This window comes from Thermoleptolyngbya sichuanensis A183 (assembly GCF_013177315.1).
Taxonomy (GTDB): domain Bacteria; phylum Cyanobacteriota; class Cyanobacteriia; order Elainellales; family Elainellaceae; genus Thermoleptolyngbya; species Thermoleptolyngbya sichuanensis.
Genome location: NZ_CP053661.1, coordinates 1,052,663 through 1,069,206 on the forward strand (window position 1 = coordinate 1,052,663; position 16,544 = coordinate 1,069,206).

At 57.0% G+C, this 16,544-nt stretch carries 11 protein-coding genes; 3 read left to right on the forward strand and 8 right to left on the reverse strand.

Translation table 11 applies throughout. The features are described 5' to 3' along the window. Positions 1–45 precede the first annotated feature (45 nt). Positions 46–504, forward strand: coding sequence for a DUF3531 family protein (locus HPC62_RS04575; protein WP_172353951.1), 459 nt, complete (start codon positions 46–48; stop codon positions 502–504). A 174-nt stretch (positions 505–678) separates the two neighbouring features. Here HPC62_RS04575 and HPC62_RS04580 read toward each other — a convergent pair whose 3' ends face one another. From HPC62_RS04580 to HPC62_RS04590, 3 genes are all read right to left on the reverse strand, one after another. Then, a complete protein-coding gene (locus tag HPC62_RS04580) occupies positions 679–1,992 on the reverse strand; it encodes an NF041680 family putative transposase (protein ID WP_172353244.1) in 1,314 nt (437 codons plus the stop codon). Between the two features lie 266 nt (positions 1,993–2,258). After that, positions 2,259–6,263 (reverse strand): DNA-directed RNA polymerase subunit beta', encoded by a 4,005-nt coding sequence (locus tag HPC62_RS04585; RefSeq protein ID WP_172353952.1) that lies wholly within the window; start codon positions 6,261–6,263, stop codon positions 2,259–2,261. 232 nt (positions 6,264–6,495) lie between these two features. Further along, positions 6,496–8,370 (reverse strand): DNA-directed RNA polymerase subunit gamma, encoded by a 1,875-nt coding sequence (locus HPC62_RS04590; protein WP_172353953.1) that lies wholly within the window; start codon positions 8,368–8,370, stop codon positions 6,496–6,498. Between the two features lie 105 nt (positions 8,371–8,475). On the opposite strand from HPC62_RS04590, the gene HPC62_RS23840 reads away from it, so the two are divergent. After that, a complete protein-coding gene (locus HPC62_RS23840; RefSeq protein WP_267313423.1) occupies positions 8,476–8,604 on the forward strand; it encodes a hypothetical protein in 129 nt (42 codons plus the stop codon). Here the strand turns inward: HPC62_RS23840 and rpoB are convergent. The 3 genes from rpoB to rpsT form a co-directional block, all read right to left on the reverse strand. Beyond that, entirely contained in the window at positions 8,559–11,852 is a 3,294-nt protein-coding gene (gene rpoB / locus HPC62_RS04595; protein ID WP_172353954.1) for a DNA-directed RNA polymerase subunit beta, read from the reverse strand. The two genes, HPC62_RS23840 and rpoB, sit on opposite strands and share 46 nt — an antisense overlap. A 737-nt stretch (positions 11,853–12,589) precedes the next feature. Continuing rightward, positions 12,590–13,441 carry a TatD family hydrolase gene (locus HPC62_RS04600; protein WP_172353955.1) on the reverse strand — a complete coding sequence of 284 codons (852 nt, stop codon included), beginning with the start codon at positions 13,439–13,441 and terminating at the stop codon, positions 12,590–12,592. Positions 13,442–13,651: 210 nt separating this feature from the next. Further along, positions 13,652–13,954: a 30S ribosomal protein S20 gene (rpsT, locus tag HPC62_RS04605; RefSeq protein WP_172353956.1), complete on the reverse strand. Its 303-nt coding sequence runs from the start codon at positions 13,952–13,954 to the stop codon at positions 13,652–13,654. Positions 13,955–14,245: 291 nt separating this feature from the next. On the opposite strand from rpsT, the gene hisD reads away from it, so the two are divergent. Further along, complete coding sequence (hisD, locus tag HPC62_RS04610) at positions 14,246–15,598, forward strand: histidinol dehydrogenase (protein ID WP_172353957.1); 1,353 nt, start codon at positions 14,246–14,248, stop codon at positions 15,596–15,598. Positions 15,599–15,660: 62 nt separating this feature from the next. On the opposite strand, the gene HPC62_RS04615 is transcribed toward hisD, so the two are convergent. Further along, complete coding sequence (locus tag HPC62_RS04615) at positions 15,661–16,050, reverse strand: hypothetical protein (RefSeq protein WP_172353958.1); 390 nt, start codon at positions 16,048–16,050, stop codon at positions 15,661–15,663. Positions 16,051–16,139: 89 nt separating this feature from the next. Further along, complete coding sequence (gene clpS, locus HPC62_RS04620; RefSeq protein ID WP_068511220.1) at positions 16,140–16,421, reverse strand: ATP-dependent Clp protease adapter ClpS; 282 nt, start codon at positions 16,419–16,421, stop codon at positions 16,140–16,142. Between the last annotated feature and the right edge of the window lie 123 nt (positions 16,422–16,544).

The window sequence follows — 16,544 nt, forward strand, 5'->3', positions numbered from 1 at the left end:
TTTCCCCTCACCTCATTTCTCTGATACTCCAACACCTCAATCCCCATGCGCGTCGAATTTCGAGAATGCGACTTTTTCAACCTGTGGATTTGGTTAGAATTCACGCTGCCGCCTTCTGCAATGGAGCAGCAATACATCGATGAGATCTTTAACTCCTGGTTTTTCCTGGGCAAGCTGGGCGGGTTCAATGCCGAAAACTTGCAGGTTCAAGATACTGGGCTGGATATCAGCTATCTGGACTACGACAATGACCAGGCCGATGAAAGCCTCATGTCGCTGATGCACAACATGGGCGAGGTGGAGTATGAAGGCAACTGGGCCCGCTGCTGGATCGATATGGGGACGAGCGATGCCCTGGCGCTGGACGTGTTAATCAACAGTCTGAAACAGTTCAGCAAGGACTATGTGACGATCGAGCGGCTCATTATTGGCGGCGAAAACGCAGACTGGAAAATTCCCGCCCGCAGCAACCCCGGCTTTGTAGACGAAAACTACAACAATTGACGCGGGTGAATTGAGGCGGGTGAATTGAGGTGTGTGAATTGAGGCAGGCGGTTGGTTTTAACTTTAGTTTGGACTAACTGGCATCACAATAATGCTCAACAGGATGCCATAAAGAATCTGCTCAACCGTTCATAACAGTTGAACTTAAGGAATTGGATACAATCCTGCTCGCAGTTAAGCTGCTGTTGCAACCGGACTGTTCAGGGATTGTTCGGATGTCTTGCGTTTCGAGGCTCGTTTTTTGACCATCGGATAGCAGGGACGAGGAGTTGGCTTGTGCCCCTTGCCTCGTCCTGGCGATTTACCACGAGGTTTAGGCGCAGGAGCAGGGGTGCCAATCGCTGCCAAAATGCCTGCAAACGCTTGTGCGACCCGACCCGGAGTCAACGTTTCTTGCGGTGCCTGCCAGGGCAAGGGGTGGTCAGTACAGTCCTTTCGCGCTAACCACAACTGCCAACTGAGCAACGGCATCAGGCTGCTCCACTGTTCGGTTGCCGATACAGAACTGAACTGGGGATGTGTCCAATATAGCCTCTGCTTGGCAAAGCGATACCAGTGTTCAATGGCAAAGCGACGGAGGTAGTGCAACCACAGGGTTTCTAACGGAGGCATCTGCTCACCCAGCCAAACTAACCACAAAGGAGCCAAGCGTCGCGTGCTGCTCTGTGTCTCCAGCACCTCCACGCGCAACACTTCCATTGCCCGTTTGGGGGATTTGCGGAAATGGTATGCACTCCAACGACTGACCCGCACTCGTCCCCAGTTGGGATCATCGACTTCAACGGTTTCGACCGGGACACTCCAAGTGTCAGGGTCATTGAGTTTCATCTTATGTCCATGCTTGGCAGGTGCGCCTCGCCCTCGATACGCTGGGGGCGCGCCATAGACACATCGATTGGATGTAACCCGCAGCAGCAAGTCTGCCTCAATCCCTGCCGTTTGGTTGACAAAACTGGCATTGCCGTACCCTCGGTCGTAGATCGCCAACGGACGCACCGCTAACTGCCGAGTCACTTGTTTGAGTTGGAATGCCGCTTTACTGGCGGGTGTTTCAAAGCTGGTGATGCGCTCATGCCGCAATGGTAATGCCCAACTGCCCCTGTCTTCAGCAATCCAGGCTAAGGTACTGTAGTTTTGTCCGGCTATCGGGGCATGTCCTGTTCTGCCTGATAAGGTGCGGTCTTTCAAACGCCTGGCAGCAGGACGGTTCCACCGACTCGCATCACCTGCCAACAACGGTTGCTGCTGAGTCGGTATCTGCTGCACCAACAGCTTCAGCACCTTTGATCGGGGTAGGCGGCTATCGCGCAACGCTTCATAGGTGCTCGACCACTGGCGACGAAAGACAGGACTCTGCGATAGCCTCACAAACGACACGATGCACGCACTCACTAACACGGCATCCATCAGATCAAACAGGGCATCTCTGGCGTTTCCCAAGCTGGCATACAACGTTTGGCGAAATTGCTGAAGTTCGTTGAAAATCATGGGGTCAATGTTGGTTGTACTTCATTGACCTTACGGCAGTCGGTGCTTCTCATTGACTGCCTTCCTCTTCACCATTAGTCCAAACTAAAGTTTTAAGCCATCTACGGATTTAGCAAAGGAATTTAGCAAAAAGGGGGAGATGAAGGCAATCCATCTCCCCCTTTTTGAATTTGGTTTGAATTTGGTATTTGAATGAACTGGGCGCTTGGACTTGGCATTTGAGCTAGGAGAAGCACTTTGCAGGCACTCTATGCTTCTCCTACGCCCTAGTCTTCGTCCTCGTCGTCATCCTCATCATCGTCGTCAGCGTACTCGTCGGCCAGCTCATCGTCCTCAAGGACACCAGAGAAGGCATCGTCACCAAAGCCGTGCGACGGACGCGGAAACTCAGTCCCTTCTCGCATTCCCAGACCTTCCGGCGGCGGGAACACGTCAAAGCCGCTGTCTAGGTCATAGCTGCGGGCGGTCAGGTCATCCAGCACCACATCACTCAGTCCCATGTCGTCCAGCGCGTCGAGGTCAACGCTAGTGGACTCTTCGTAGGCATTGAAGCCTGTGCCCGCTGGAATCAGACGACCAATGATCACGTTTTCCTTCAGACCCCGCAGCCAGTCCGACTTGCCTTCGATCGCTGCTTCGGTCAGCACACGAGTCGTTTCCTGGAAGCTGGCGGCCGAGATAAAGCTGTCGGTGTTCAGTGAGGCCTTGGTAATCCCCAGCAGCACCGGGGTATATTCCGCTGGCGCACCGCCCGTAATCGACATCGCCTCGTTCACCTGCTGAATCTGGTGCAGTTCCACCAGTTCACCCGGCAGCATGGTGGTGTCGCCCCCGTCATCGACCCGCGCCTTGGAGGTCATCTGGCGCACAATTACCTCGATGTGCTTATCCGAAATTTCGATCCCCTGCGACTGATACACCGACTGCACTTCGTTTACCAGGAAGGTTTGCACCTTTTCCAGGCTGATCAGCGAGGCTTCGTGAACGCCCAGCGTTTCCCGATGTAGATCAAAGAAGATCTCCAGAATTTCGTGGGGGTTGGCAGGGCCGTCCGTCAGCGGTTCAGCGGCACCCACTTCCTGCCCGTCGATGATCAGCATGTTCTGACCCGGCCCGATGGGATACTCGGTGATTACGCCGTCCGCTTCGACGACCTTCACCTGCACTGTGTCGTCGTCGCTGTAGACCACCTGCGCTGTGCCCGGTCGCCGTGCCAAGACGCAGGCTTCTTTGGGCTTGCGGGCTTCCAGCAGTTCCTCAATCCGGGGTAGACCCTGGATGATGTCTCCGGTCTTGGCGCGTTCAAACACCAGCAGCACCAGGTTGTCGCCCCGTTGCACCAAATCACCGTCGTCGATGTGCAGCACCGCACCCGCTGACACGCGATAGGGGCGTGCCAGTCGCAGTTGCACCTGGGAATCGCTAACCGAGAGGACTTGTCCCGATTCTTCAACGGTGACTCCATCGGCGATCGCCGCTCCAGCCACCAGCAGGTCGCCCGCTTTCACAGTAGGGGACTTGCCCTCCGTCTCGACGGTCAGCTTGTCCGACTCGCGAACGACCAGAATCCGGCGGGCTGATTCGTTGCTGCCCACGCCGCGCACCTCGCCACCTTCCTTACACAGGATCTCGGTGCGGGCCACTTCGTCTCCTGGCGAGATTTGATCCCCGTCTTTCACCAGCAGCGTGGTTAGCGTGCTGCCCTGGGTCTGGTCGGCGGGCACGTCGCGACGAATCACCAGCGATTCCAGAATCACCAACTGGAGGCGCAGCAGTTCAGGATCAGATTCATCAGGCACTAGCTCGATATCCGCGGCCAGTTGTGCATCTTGATCAATCTCCAGCACTAGCTGAGTCCGCAGCAGTTCCAACCCTTCGACCGACTTGACGCGCTCACCGTCCTTATACATCGTCCGCTGCACTGCCCGGAGTTGGATTGCGCGACCAGACTCCTCGCTGGTCGAAGATTGGCTGGGCACCGAAGGTTCGTCGGGCACAGCAAACTCTGTCACCGGACGCAGCAGCAGTGCTGGGCCTTCGGGCGAATCGACATATTCGACATAGCGCAGATCCGTCAGTTCGAGACCGGGCAGCAGTTCTTCGCCGGGGTTGGCGATCGTGCCGTTGCGACTCATGACGGCTTCCGGGTTGTCAACCATGTGCAGTTCGCCGGGCTTGATCACGATTTCCCGCAGAATGTCGTTCTTTTGGGTCACTTCGACTACGCCGCTGCTCTGGCAGAAGATGTCTTTGACCACTTCGGTGCCCGCTTCCACAAACTGCCCGTCTTCGACCAGTAGCAGCGAAATATCTTTGTTCACCTCGTGGGATTCTTCAGGAATCCAGAGAATCGTGCCGCCCTTGACGACTTCATAGCCCTGTTTGGCCTTGCCGCGCTTCTCTAGCTCGATGCCAGAGAACTTGATGATGCCGCCCGTCTGGGTGTGGTAGCGGTCGTCAATCAGTTCCGCTACGACCTGCTTGTTCACCACCTTTGTGCCGGGTGTGGCAATCAGGGAGAATCGCTGGTTGTGCTGGGTTTCGATGATGTAGTGTTCGCGGCCTTGCTGGCTTTCGGCGATGACGCGGGCCTGATCCAGCAGCACCGACGCGGTGATGATTTCGACTTCGCGCCCCGCTTTGCCTTCGCCATCCTGGGGCAGGCGCACTGTACCACCATTTTCGGTGACGAGCTTGGTCTTGGCGAGGATGCTGTTGGCTTCGACGCGATCGCCATTCTTTACAACAGGTTCTGCGCCCGGTGGCAGGTTATACACCTCGCCCGACAGCACCCACAGCAAGCCGCCCCGCTGGGCAATGCGAGTGATGTTGCCCTGGCGATCGCGCTTCTCTTCGGGCACGAGGTCGGCAAATTTCACCTCGCCAGCCAGGTCAGAAGCCACGTCCTTACTGGCTTTTTCCGTCACCTTGCGGACACGCCCCGTCGCGGGCAGTTCTGCCAGGATTTGATCGGCCACGACCGAATCGCCTTCCTGGGCAAACAGGATGGAACCCTGAGTAATCGTGTGGGACTCCTTGCGGCTGCCTTGTTCCACGATCACTTCCACCGAGGGCGACTCGATAATCAGCGCGTCTTCGCCGTGGCGGGTGCGGAAGGGGCGAGAGCGCAGCACTTCGTCCTTACGCTTTAGCTTCAGGTGAACTGTGCCGTTGAAGCTGGCGCGGATGGTCGGAGCCTGTTCGCCTGTGACCGTGCCGCCCGTGTGGAATGTTCGCATAGTCAGCTGCGTCCCCGGTTCGCCAATCGACTGCGCCGCAATGATGCCCACGGCTTCGCCCATGTCCACCAGGTAGGCGTGGGCTAGGCTCCAGCCATAGCAGCGCTGGCAAACGGAACGGGAGGCCTGGCAGGTCAGGGGCGATCGCACGACCACCTGCTCTACCTTAGCCCGACCAATTTCCTCCGCCATATCGTCGGAAATTGGCTCGTTGCGAGGAACAATAACTTCACCCGTTTCGGGATGAATCACATCCTCCGCAGGCACGCGACCCAGCAGCCGATCCTTCAGAGGAATCAGCACTCGCTCCCCGTCTGTCATGCTGCGGATGGGAATGCCGCGCTCCGTGTTGCAGTCTAGCTCCCGAATAATCACGTCCTGCGATACGTCCACTAGACGACGGGTGAGATACCCGGAGTCCGCCGTCCGCAGCGCCGTGTCCACCAGTCCTTTCCGCGCCCCGTAGGAGGAGATGATGTACTCCGTCACCGTCAGCCCTTCGCGGAAGTTGGTCTTAATGGGCAGGTCAATAATTTCCCCCTGCGGATTGGCCATCAGGCCGCGCATCCCCACCAACTGACGCACCTGAGAGATGTTTCCCCGTGCGCCAGAAAATGCCATCATATAGACCGAGTTGAGCGGGTTGCTCTCGCGGAAGTTGCGAACCACCGCACTGGTTAGGTCTTCGTTGGTGCTGTTCCAGGTGTCGATTACCTTCTGGAAGCGCTCTACTTCAGTAATGTCGCCGCGAGTATAGCGCTCCTCGGTTTTGCGGATTTCGTCCTCGGCTTCGTCGAGCAGTTTGCGCTTGCTGGGCGGAACCTGCAAGTCGTCTACACTAATCGACACCCCCGCCCGCGTAGCAAACTTGAAGCCCAAATCCTTTAGCTCGTCGGCTACCTGTGCTGTGCGGGCGGTCCCATAGTGGGTGAAGGCCCAGGCAATCAGTCGCCGCAACTGCTTTTTATCGATCACGCGATTGCGAAACACGACGGGCTTCTCGGATCTTTGAATCGAACTTTGCTCTGTCATAGATGATGTCCCGCCCTTCAGAACTCAAAAAGGTTAGCAATACTTGGTGGCTGTCTGGCAGCTACACCCAGGTGCAGCCCGCGAAACCGGAAACGAATGGATCAAGAAGCCCTGTTTTAGGGCGATCGCCCTTCACTGTCCACCCCCAACCTTGACGCTGCTAATCTGCCGCTCATCTCAAGTTGCGAGTAAAGTTGCGAGAGGGACTAGGGGGCGATCGCCGTCAACGGCTCTAGCTGACGAGTGCTTCCTGGATCGTCTTGTGGTAAATAATGCGGCCCGGGGTCGTGCGAATGTATTGAGACACCCGGTTGCCCTCGGCATCTTCCCGGACGCGGCGATATTTGTAGAGCTTCGTGACAATGCCATCTTCGGAGCGCTGTTCCTCAATCGGCTCGTTGTCCGGCTCTGGCGACTCCACATCGCCGTCAAACCGCACCCAAACGTAGGCGTGCAAATCAACCTGCTGCTGCTCATAGGCAACGATTACGTCCTCCAAGCTGGAGAAGTAGCGATCCTTGCCCTTGGTAGCATTGGGGTTTTCTGCGGTCAGATAGTAGCAGCCCAATACCATGTCCTGGCTTGGGGTGACGATCGGGCGCCCCGTAGCTGGGGAGAGGATATTGTTCGAGGCCAGCATCAGCAGGCGGGCTTCGGCCTGGGCTTCTAGCGAGAGGGGGACGTGAACCGCCATCTGGTCTCCGTCGAAGTCTGCGTTAAAGGCCGGACACACCAGCGGGTGAAGCTGAATTGCTCGACCGTCTACCAGAATGGGTTCAAAGGCCTGAATCCCTAGACGGTGCAACGTTGGAGCACGGTTTAGCAGCACGGGGTGACCGTCGATCACTTCTTCCAGCACGTCCCAAATCTGGGGGTCGTTGCGCTGAATCAGCTTCTTCGCCGCTTTGATATTGTTCACCAAGCCCTGACGAATCAGGCGGTGGATCACAAAGGGCTGAAATAGCTCGATCGCCATTTCCTTGGGCAGACCACACTGGTGAATCTTGAGCTTGGGGCCGACCACAATAACCGAACGACCGGAGTAGTCTACCCGCTTGCCCAGCAGGTTTTGGCGGAAGCGACCCTGTTTTCCTTCAATGATGTCCGACAGGGACTTGAGCGGGCGGTTGTTGGCTCCGACCACCGTGCGGCCGCGCCGTCCATTGTCGATCAGCGCGTCCACGGCTTCTTGCAGCATCCGCTTTTCGTTGCGGACGATGATCTCCGGAGCCAGAATTTCCTGGAGCCGAGCCAGACGGTTGTTCCGGTTGATCACCCGGCGATACAAATCATTCAGGTCGGAGGTGGCAAAGCGACCGCCGTCCAGTTGTACCATCGGGCGCAGGTCTGGCGGAATCACCGGAATCACGTCCAGCACCATCCACTCCGGCTTAGACTGGGTAGCGATGAAGTTGTCGATCACCCGTAGCCGCTTGATCAGCTTGGCGCGTTTTTGCCCCTTAGCAGTGGCAATTTCCTCCCGGAGTTGCTCAGCTTCTTTCTCCAAATCCAGGTCTTCTAGCAGTCGTTGCAGCGCTTCTGCACCAATGCCTACTTCAACCCCAGTGAGCTGAGAATCTTCGCTATAAAGCTGATCTTCGATCTCAATCCACTGGTCTTCGGTCAGGAGTTGCTTGTAGCTGAGGTTTTCGGCGTTGCCGGGGCTGAGAACCACGTAGGAGTTGAAGTAGACAATCTGCTCCACGTCTCGCAGCGGCATATCCAGCAAAATCGCCATGTAGCTGGGAATGCCCTTGAGATACCAGACGTGGGCCACGGGAGCCGCTAGCTTGATGTAGCCCATGCGGTGGCGGCGGACGCGAGATTCCGTCACCTCCACGCCGCAGCGCTCGCAGACGATGCCCCGGTGGCGCACCCGTTTGTATTTACCGCAGTGACACTCCCAATCCTTGGCCGGGCCAAAAATGCGTTCGCAGAACAAGCCGTCCATTTCCGGCTTGAGGGTGCGGTAGTTAATTGTTTCCGGCTTGGTGACCTCGCCCACGACCTGTCCGTTTGGCAGGGTGCGCTCTCCCCACTGGCGAATCCGCTCTGGCGAGGCCAGCCCAATCTTCACGTAGTCAAACCGCTGTTCAATTTTGGGCATCCGTTGTCCTTCCTTCTGTAACGATGAGGCGCGTAAAAGCTTGAAGCGTATTGAGGGTGCAGGCAGATTGGAAATCGGCTAACCTGCCGGGGGTGAAGCCGCGAGGTGAAAGCACTGGAGGGCGATCGCCCAGCCCCTGGTTCTTGTCAGATTCGGGTGGGGCGATCGCGCAACGGCCCTTCTGGCGGCTACTCGTCGCTGTCGTCCATCTCGTCCCGGGAAATCGACTCGTAGGTAGGGCGCGACGGCGCACGGCGACTGCTGACATCAGCCATCAGGTCAATTTCCACATCGCGGCTGGTACCGTCTTCCTGGGTTTGCAGCTTGTGCGCCGCAATATCCAAACAGAGCGACTGCAACTCGCGCATCAGCACCTTAAAGGATTCCGGCGTACCCGGACGAGGGATCGCCTTGCCCTTCACGATGGCATTCAGCGCTTCGTTTCGGCCCTGCATGTCGTCGGATTTCACCGTCAGCAGCTCTTGCAGGATGTAGGCAGAGCCAAAGGCCTCCAACGCCCACACCTCCATCTCGCCAAACCGCTGCCCCCCCTGCTGCGCCTTGCCGCCTAGAGGCTGCTGCGTCACCAGCGAGTACGGGCCTGTCGAGCGGGCGTGGATCTTGTCGTCCACTAGGTGAACCAGCTTCAGCATATAAGCCTTGCCCACGGTCACAGGCTGGTCAAAGGGTTCGCCCGTGCGCCCGTCGTAGACCTGGATCTTGCCCGGATTATCGGGATTAAACACCCAGGGCTGGCCGGTCTTTTCTGCGGCCTCTTGCAGCTTGGCGTGGGTGGTCAGCCGCGAGGCTTCCTGTCCGTACATTTCGTCAAACGGAGTCATCTTGAACCGCACCCCCAGGTTTTCTGCGGCCCAGCCCATCAGACACTCAAATACCTGACCCACATTCATCCGAGACGGCACGCCCAGCGGGTTCAGCACAATGTCAACTGGGCGACCGTCGGGCAGGTAGGGCATATCCTCCAGCGGCAAAATCCGGGAAATAATCCCCTTGTTGCCGTGGCGACCCGCCATCTTGTCGCCGACCTGAATCTTGCGCTTCTGCGCCACATAGACGCGCACCACCATGTTTGCCCCAGGAGGCAGTTCGTCGCCCTGCTCACGGGTAAACACCCGCACGTCCACCACGCGACCCTTTTCGCCGTTCGGCACGCGCAGCGAGTTGTCTCGCACATCCCGCGCCTTTTCGCCGAAGATGGCCCGCAGCAGCTTTTCTTCCGGCGGTTGATCCGATTCGCCCTTGGGGGTCACCTTGCCCACCAGAATGTCCCCTGCTTCTACCCAGGCTCCAATCCGGATGATGCCCGTTTCGTCAAGCTGGCGCAGCGCGTCTTCCCCCACGTTAGGAATTTCGCGGGTGATTTCTTCGGGGCCCAGCTTCGTCTGGCGAGCCTCAATCTCGTATTTTTCAATGTGGATTGAGGTGTACACGTCGTCGTAGACCAGGCGTTCGCTGATCAGAATCGCATCTTCGTAGTTGTAGCCTTCCCAGGGCATGTAGGCTACCAGGATGTTCTGACCCAGTGCGATTTCACCGCCTTCGGCCGCAGAGCCATCTGCCAAAACCTGACCCGCCACGACGCGATCGCCCACATTCACAATCGGGCGCTGGTTCAAGCAGGTATCTTGGTTCGAGCGCTGATATTTTTGCAGGATGTATTCCTTCTCCTTACCGTTTTCGCCGCGCACCCGAATACGGTTCGCATCTACATAGGACACCTCACCATCAAACTGGTTGACGATCACCATGCCAGAGTCGCGGGCAGTCTGGGCTTCCAGTCCCGTTCCCACCAGCGGACGCTCGGGACGCAGCAGGGGCACTGCCTGACGCTGCATGTTTGATCCCATCAGGGCGCGGTTAGCATCGTCATGCTCCAAGAACGGAATCAGAGAGGTCGCCACCGAGATAATTTGCACCGGAGAAATCGCCACATAGTCTACCTCGGCTGGTGTGGTGGTCGTAAAGTCTCGGCGATATCGGACGGGCACTTGCTCGCCCATGATGTAGCCGTCTTCATCAACCGACACATCTCCGGGAGCCACCCGCAGGTCATCCTCCTCATCCGCCGTCATATAGACGGGCGGCTTATCCTTCAGCACCCGACCCTCTTTGACCTCGTAAAAAGGCGTTTCGATAAATCCGTAGGGATTAACGCGGGCGTGGGTTGCCAGAGAGCCAATCAAACCTGCGTTTGGTCCTTCCGGCGTTTCAATGGGGCAAATGCGTCCGTAGTGAGAGGGGTGGATATCGCGCACTGCAAAACCTGCCCGCTCTCGCGTCAGACCGCCGGGTCCCAAGGCGCTGAGGCGACGCTTGTGAGTCAACTCCGCCAGCGGATTGGTCTGATCCATGAACTGCGAAAGCTGCGAGGAGCCAAAGAACTCCTTGATCGCAGCCACCAGCGGCTTGGGGTTGACCAGCGAAGCAGGGGTTAGCGTGTCAGCATCCGATACGGTCATCCGCTCCCGAATAATCCGCTCCAGACGGTTCAGACCAACTCGCACCTGGTTTTGCAGCAGTTCGCCCACCGAGCGAACCCGGCGGTTGCCCAGGTGGTCGATGTCGTCCACCATGCCAATGTCAAATTCCAGGTTGATCAGGTAGTCGATAGCCGCCAGGATGTCCTGCGGAGTTAGCACGCGCATGGTTTCGGGCACGCTGAGCCGCAGTTTCTTGTTGAGCTTGTAACGTCCGACGCGGCCCAAGTCATACCGCTTGGGATCAAAGAAGCGGGAGTCGAGCAATTGCTGACCGCCGGACACGGTGGGCGGTTCACCGGGGCGCAGCTTGCGATATAGCTCCATCAGGGCTTCTTCTTCGCTGAACTGCCCTTCCTTGGCGATAGTTTTTTGGAAATATTCGGGATGGCGCAGCGCATCAAAGATTTCGCCATCGCTTAAACCCAGCGCCTTCAGCAGCACTTGAGCAGAGAGCTTGCGGGTTTTGTCGATGCGAACCCACACGAGGTCATTTTTGTCTGTCTCGAACTTTAGCCAGGCCCCCCGGTTGGGGATCAGGCTGGCGTTGTAGGTGCGGCGACCGTTCTTGTCCGTTTCTGCTTTGTAGTAAACACCGGGGCTGCGGACGATCTGGTTGACGATAACGCGCTCGGCCCCGTTGATGATAAACGTACCCCGATCGGTCATCAGCGGCAGGTCGCCAATAAAAACTTCCTGTTCTTTGATCTCGCCGGTTTCTTTGTTAATCAAACGAGTGGGCACATACATCTGAACGGCGTAGGTGCTGTCTCGCCGCTTAGCCTCGTCTACGTCATACTTGGGGCGTTTCAGCTTGTAGTCTTTGCCCAAGAAATGAAGTTCGAGCTTGCCCGTGTAATCCGTGATCGGAGAAAAGCTGTCTAGCTCTTCAATCAGTCCTTCTTCCAGGAACCAGCGGAAGCTTGCACGCTGGATTTCGACCAAATCGGGCAGCGTAAAGTTGGCAGTGGCTTGTGTAGTCATGCGTCTCCTCGAACAGGTCAATTCTGGGGAGCATCCCAGAGAGCAAGGCAGTAGGGTCAAAAGCGCGGTCAGGGGTTTGCAAGCTCAAGGAACAGGCGAGAATAGGGGATTCCCAATACCGAGATGAGCTAAGATGACGTGAAACGGCGATTGCCACACAAGTTCCTGAGTTCTGAACTAGCAGAAAACAGGGGCTTGCGTGGGCGCAAAGGCTCTCCAAACTGTTTCGGTGAGCCAATCGAACTCAGGGGGAAGCTCGAAGTAGGGCAAGGTCAATGTCCTGACAGGAACAGCTTCAGGCTGAACAGGCTGAGCAATGCTGAACGGTATCAAGTTGAATCTCAAATCGGCTGAATGAGCTAAGCTGGGCGGGCTAGCGGAAGGGCAGGTGAGCGAAGTTGGGGGAGTTGCCGCTAGGAGCAATGCAACCCGTGGATGAGAGAGTTGCGCCAGAGGGCATATCGGCAGAAAGAAAAATAGAGAAGCATTTATATAAGAAATCTGAATCTAACCGATTGTCAGCAAAGTGGCAAGGGAGCCAAGAAACGGCGCTGAGTCTGGAGCAGCGGAGCCGCACACCACCAGCAACCCTGCGATGCCATACGCAGCCCCTATAAGATTATGACGCATGTCGCCTGATCCGTGTCCAGTTTTTCGCAAATCCCTCTTGACAAACTTTTGCTAGGGCTGCTAGCGGGATGGAATCTGCAACACGCTAAGGGTTGTCGCTAAGACTTTTAGGGTGAAGACAGGGACGGCAGCCGATCCGGAGATGCCCACGCGGGATCTGAGGCTGGAACGTCGAGGCGGAACAGGCGACGGGCGTTCTGGGTTGTCTGGTGGGCGATCGCCTCCAGGGATTCTCCCCGCAATTGCGCCACACGCTCCGCCACATAGCGGACATAGGCAGGTTGGTTGCGCCGTTCGCCCCGCTTGGGAACGGGGGTCAGAAATGGACAGTCGGTTTCGACGAGGAGGCGATCGCCCGGAACTCGCTGAGCCGAAGCCTGTACCTGGCTTGCGTTCTTGAACGTGACAATGCCGCTAAAGCTGATATAGAACCCCAATTCTAGAAACCAGTCGGTTTCTTCTGGGGTGCCGCTCCAGCAGTGCATCACGCCGCGAACGGGCCCATCCACCGCCCAGATCTGGCGCAGGCTCGCCGCCATTTCAGCCGCTGCATCCCGGCAGTGGATGATGATCGGCAAGTCCAACGCTCGCGCAACCCGGATCTGAGCCTCGAACGCCTCAAACTGAAGCGCCCGATTATCCGCCTTGTAAAAATCCAGCCCCATTTCGCCAATCGCTACGACTCGATGATCCGAGCGGGCCAGAGTGCGAATTTCGTCAGCCATCGTCGCAGTCCACCGATCGGCATCCAGCGGGTGCAACCCGACCGCGAAGGAAATCTCTGGAAACTGATCGGCGATCGCCCGAATTGCGTCAAACTCGGCAGGCTCAACGCAGGAGTGAACCAACTGCACCACACCCGCCGCCCGCCAGCCCTGAGCAACCTCCAGCAAATCGGGCTGAAAGCTCTCAAAGTTGAGATGAACGTGGGTGTCGATGAGCGGAGGAAGTTGGGTCACAGCGATAGAGCCACCCGCGAGGGCCGACAAGAAAGGCTAGATGTGAGACGTGATGCTCTCGGACTTTATAGGGACTGGCCCAGCCTGGGCCAATCTAATCTAAACTGGCCGATGCTCTAAAAGCTCACCCACAAACCATTACTGATCCGCATGGCGAGGTACATTGGACAGGTTCGAGCAACCTAGATCTAAGCTTCATCCAGGCTTTATCTAAGCTTTAGCGGCCGTCTCCGTTTGAGACCTTAGCGCCTTGGCCAGCCGAGCCTTCCGACGTGCCCCGGTATTGGGGTGAATCACGCCCCGCTTCACCGCTTTGTCAATTTTGCTGTAGGCGGCCGCTAGGCGATCGCCCACTTCTTTCTCTAGCTCCGGCGTTGGATTGGCCGCATATTCGTTGACCGTGGTGAAATATCGCTTCATCAAGGTCTTCACCGCAGACTTGTAAGATTTATTGTGCAGTCGGTTGCGCTCTGCAATCTGAACCCGCTTAATCGCAGACTTAATATTTGCCACAGTGTGTCTCTATTGGGTAAAGGCTACAAAATTTCGGCAGCTATCTATTCTAGCGAATAACTCACCAATATGCTAGAACCACTCCCTATAAATCTAGCTCACGGCTACACTAATCCGCTAAAAATCCCGCTAATCTAGAGATAGGTCGTACCCATAGGCACTCAATAGCAGTCCGGTTTTCCTCCAACGAGCGGCAGAGTTGAAGGCTTCTGGGAATGGATTCGGTTTTTGAGTTCGACCTTTGAGTAGACGGGGCACTCCCGGACTGGCGTCTCTCACCTCACTGTGGCAATGCTGCGAATTATCAATCAACGGTCTGAAGCCTCAACGGAACTGCGGCGAATTTGCGATCGCACCCACGATGAGCAAATCCTCCACAAGGAGGCAACGGTTCAGCAGGTGCTCCAGGCAGTGAGGCGGCAGGGCGATCGCGCTGTTCTGCACTATGCCGAAGAGTTTGACCAGGTATCCCTAAAGCCCGAAGAACTGCGAGTCAGCGGCTCCGAGCTAGACGCAGCCTACCAGCAAGTTTCCAAAGACCTGCTCGATGCCATTCGCATTTCCTGCAAGCGGGTGGAGGCCTTTCATCGGCAGCGCGTTCCCAAAAGCTGGGTGCAGTTTGAAGATCCAGAAATCGTCCTAGGCAAGCGCTATACGCCCGTCGATCGGGCTGGGCTGTATGTCCCCGGTGGGCAGGCTGCCTACCCCAGCACGGTGATTATGAACGCGACTCCGGCAAAGGTGGCAGGCGTAGGGCGCATCGTGATAGCAACCCCGCCGCGCCCAGATAAAAGCGTGAATCCGGCAATCTTGGTGGCGGCTCAAGAGGTGGGGGTGCAGGAAATCTATCGAGTGGGCGGGGCGCAGGCGATCGCCGCACTGGCCTACGGCACAGACACTATCCCCAAAGTGGACGTGATCACCGGCCCAGGCAATATCTACGTTACCCTGGCGAAAAAACTGGTCTACGGGACGGTAGGGATCGACTCCCTGGCAGGGCCCTCGGAGGTGCTGATTATTGCCGACCACACGGCCAATCCCACCCATGTCGCCGCCGACATGCTGGCCCAGGCAGAACACGACTCGCTGGCGGCGGCAATTTTGCTGACTACAGACGCGACGCTGGCCCACAAGGTCGTGGCGGAGGTGGAGCGGATGCTGATCAACCATCCCCGTCGCCTGCTGACCGAAAAGGCGATCGCCCACTACGGTCTTGTGATTTTGGTCGATTCTTTAGCTCAGGCAGCAGACCTTTCCAACGAGTTTGCGCCGGAGCATTTGGAGCTTCAGATTGCCGATCCCTGGGTGCTGCTGGAAAAAATTCGCCACGCCGGAGCCATCTTCCTCGGCCACTCGACTCCCGAAGCCGTAGGCGACTATCTTGCCGGCCCAAACCACACCCTGCCTACCTCTGGCGCGGCTCGCTACGCCTCCGCACTCAGCGTAGAAACCTTTATCAAGCATTCCAGCCTGATTCAGTATTCCCCGGCTGCGCTTCAGGAAATGGCGACAGCGGTTGACACCCTGGCGATGGCCGAGGGACTGCCATCCCACGCCGACTCAGTGCGCCTGCGGGTGCAAAAGCCGACCAGCGCTCAAGAAGTGACCGGCGATTATCCCATTAGTCCCGAAGCGGGCTTTTAATGCCACGGGTCAGCGTATCCTCCCAAACCTTGCTGGCTCAACCCGTTCAATCTGCACCATGCTCAGGATCGACTCTGGCGGGTAAGGTATTGCCGCAGCCGCATCAGGCTCACAGTCTGCCCTAGATTCAGCGGCAGCAGCGAGATACCCTGTAAAGACGACTGCACCCAGCCCTCGCCCCAATACCACTGGTGAAATCCGTCCACGCCCTGACTGAGCAGCAGCCGCAGACTGTTGGAGTCCAGCACATCGACTTGATGCCGGATGGCAATCGGCCCTAGCCAGCCTGTGAACTGCATTCCCGGTTCTAGGCGATCGCCCAGATCATGCGAAAAGGTCTGCGGCCCAAGCCACTGACGAAATTCCGCAGGACGCAGCAAGCTATCTCGAATTGCGGCTTCGGAGGCATTTAGCTCAATCCGCAACTCACTGTGTTGAAAAACTCCAAGCATGATGGCAGGGCGAATGGTCTGGGGTACTGGTCTAGGCTACTGGTCTGGGTTACTAAGCCGGGTTATGGAGTCTGGAGTACCATCCAGCACTATTCATCTGGCTCGATTGTGCTGGTCAGTCCGTGGCTTTTTAACGTTTCGCAGTAAAACTCAGCATGTTCTTGGGCGCAGGTGATCACTAGCGCAACGCCGTTGGTGTGTGCTTCCATCATGATGTTGATGGCCTGCGGAACCGTAAGGTTGGGCACAGTTTTCATCAGCGTTTGAACGACGTATTCCATCGAGTTGAAATCGTCGTTGTGCAGCAACACGCGATAGCGGGGAGCTAGCTTTCGGGAGGTTGAACGCTGTTCAATAGTCTCGACAGCCACAGTTCTAATCCTCTTTTTCTGAAAAGTACAGCAACGTAACAGGTTCAGTAACGTAACAGGTGCGGTCATATAGATGCAGTCACGACACACTTGCCTGAATTGCGCCAGTGCAAACCTGTAGTG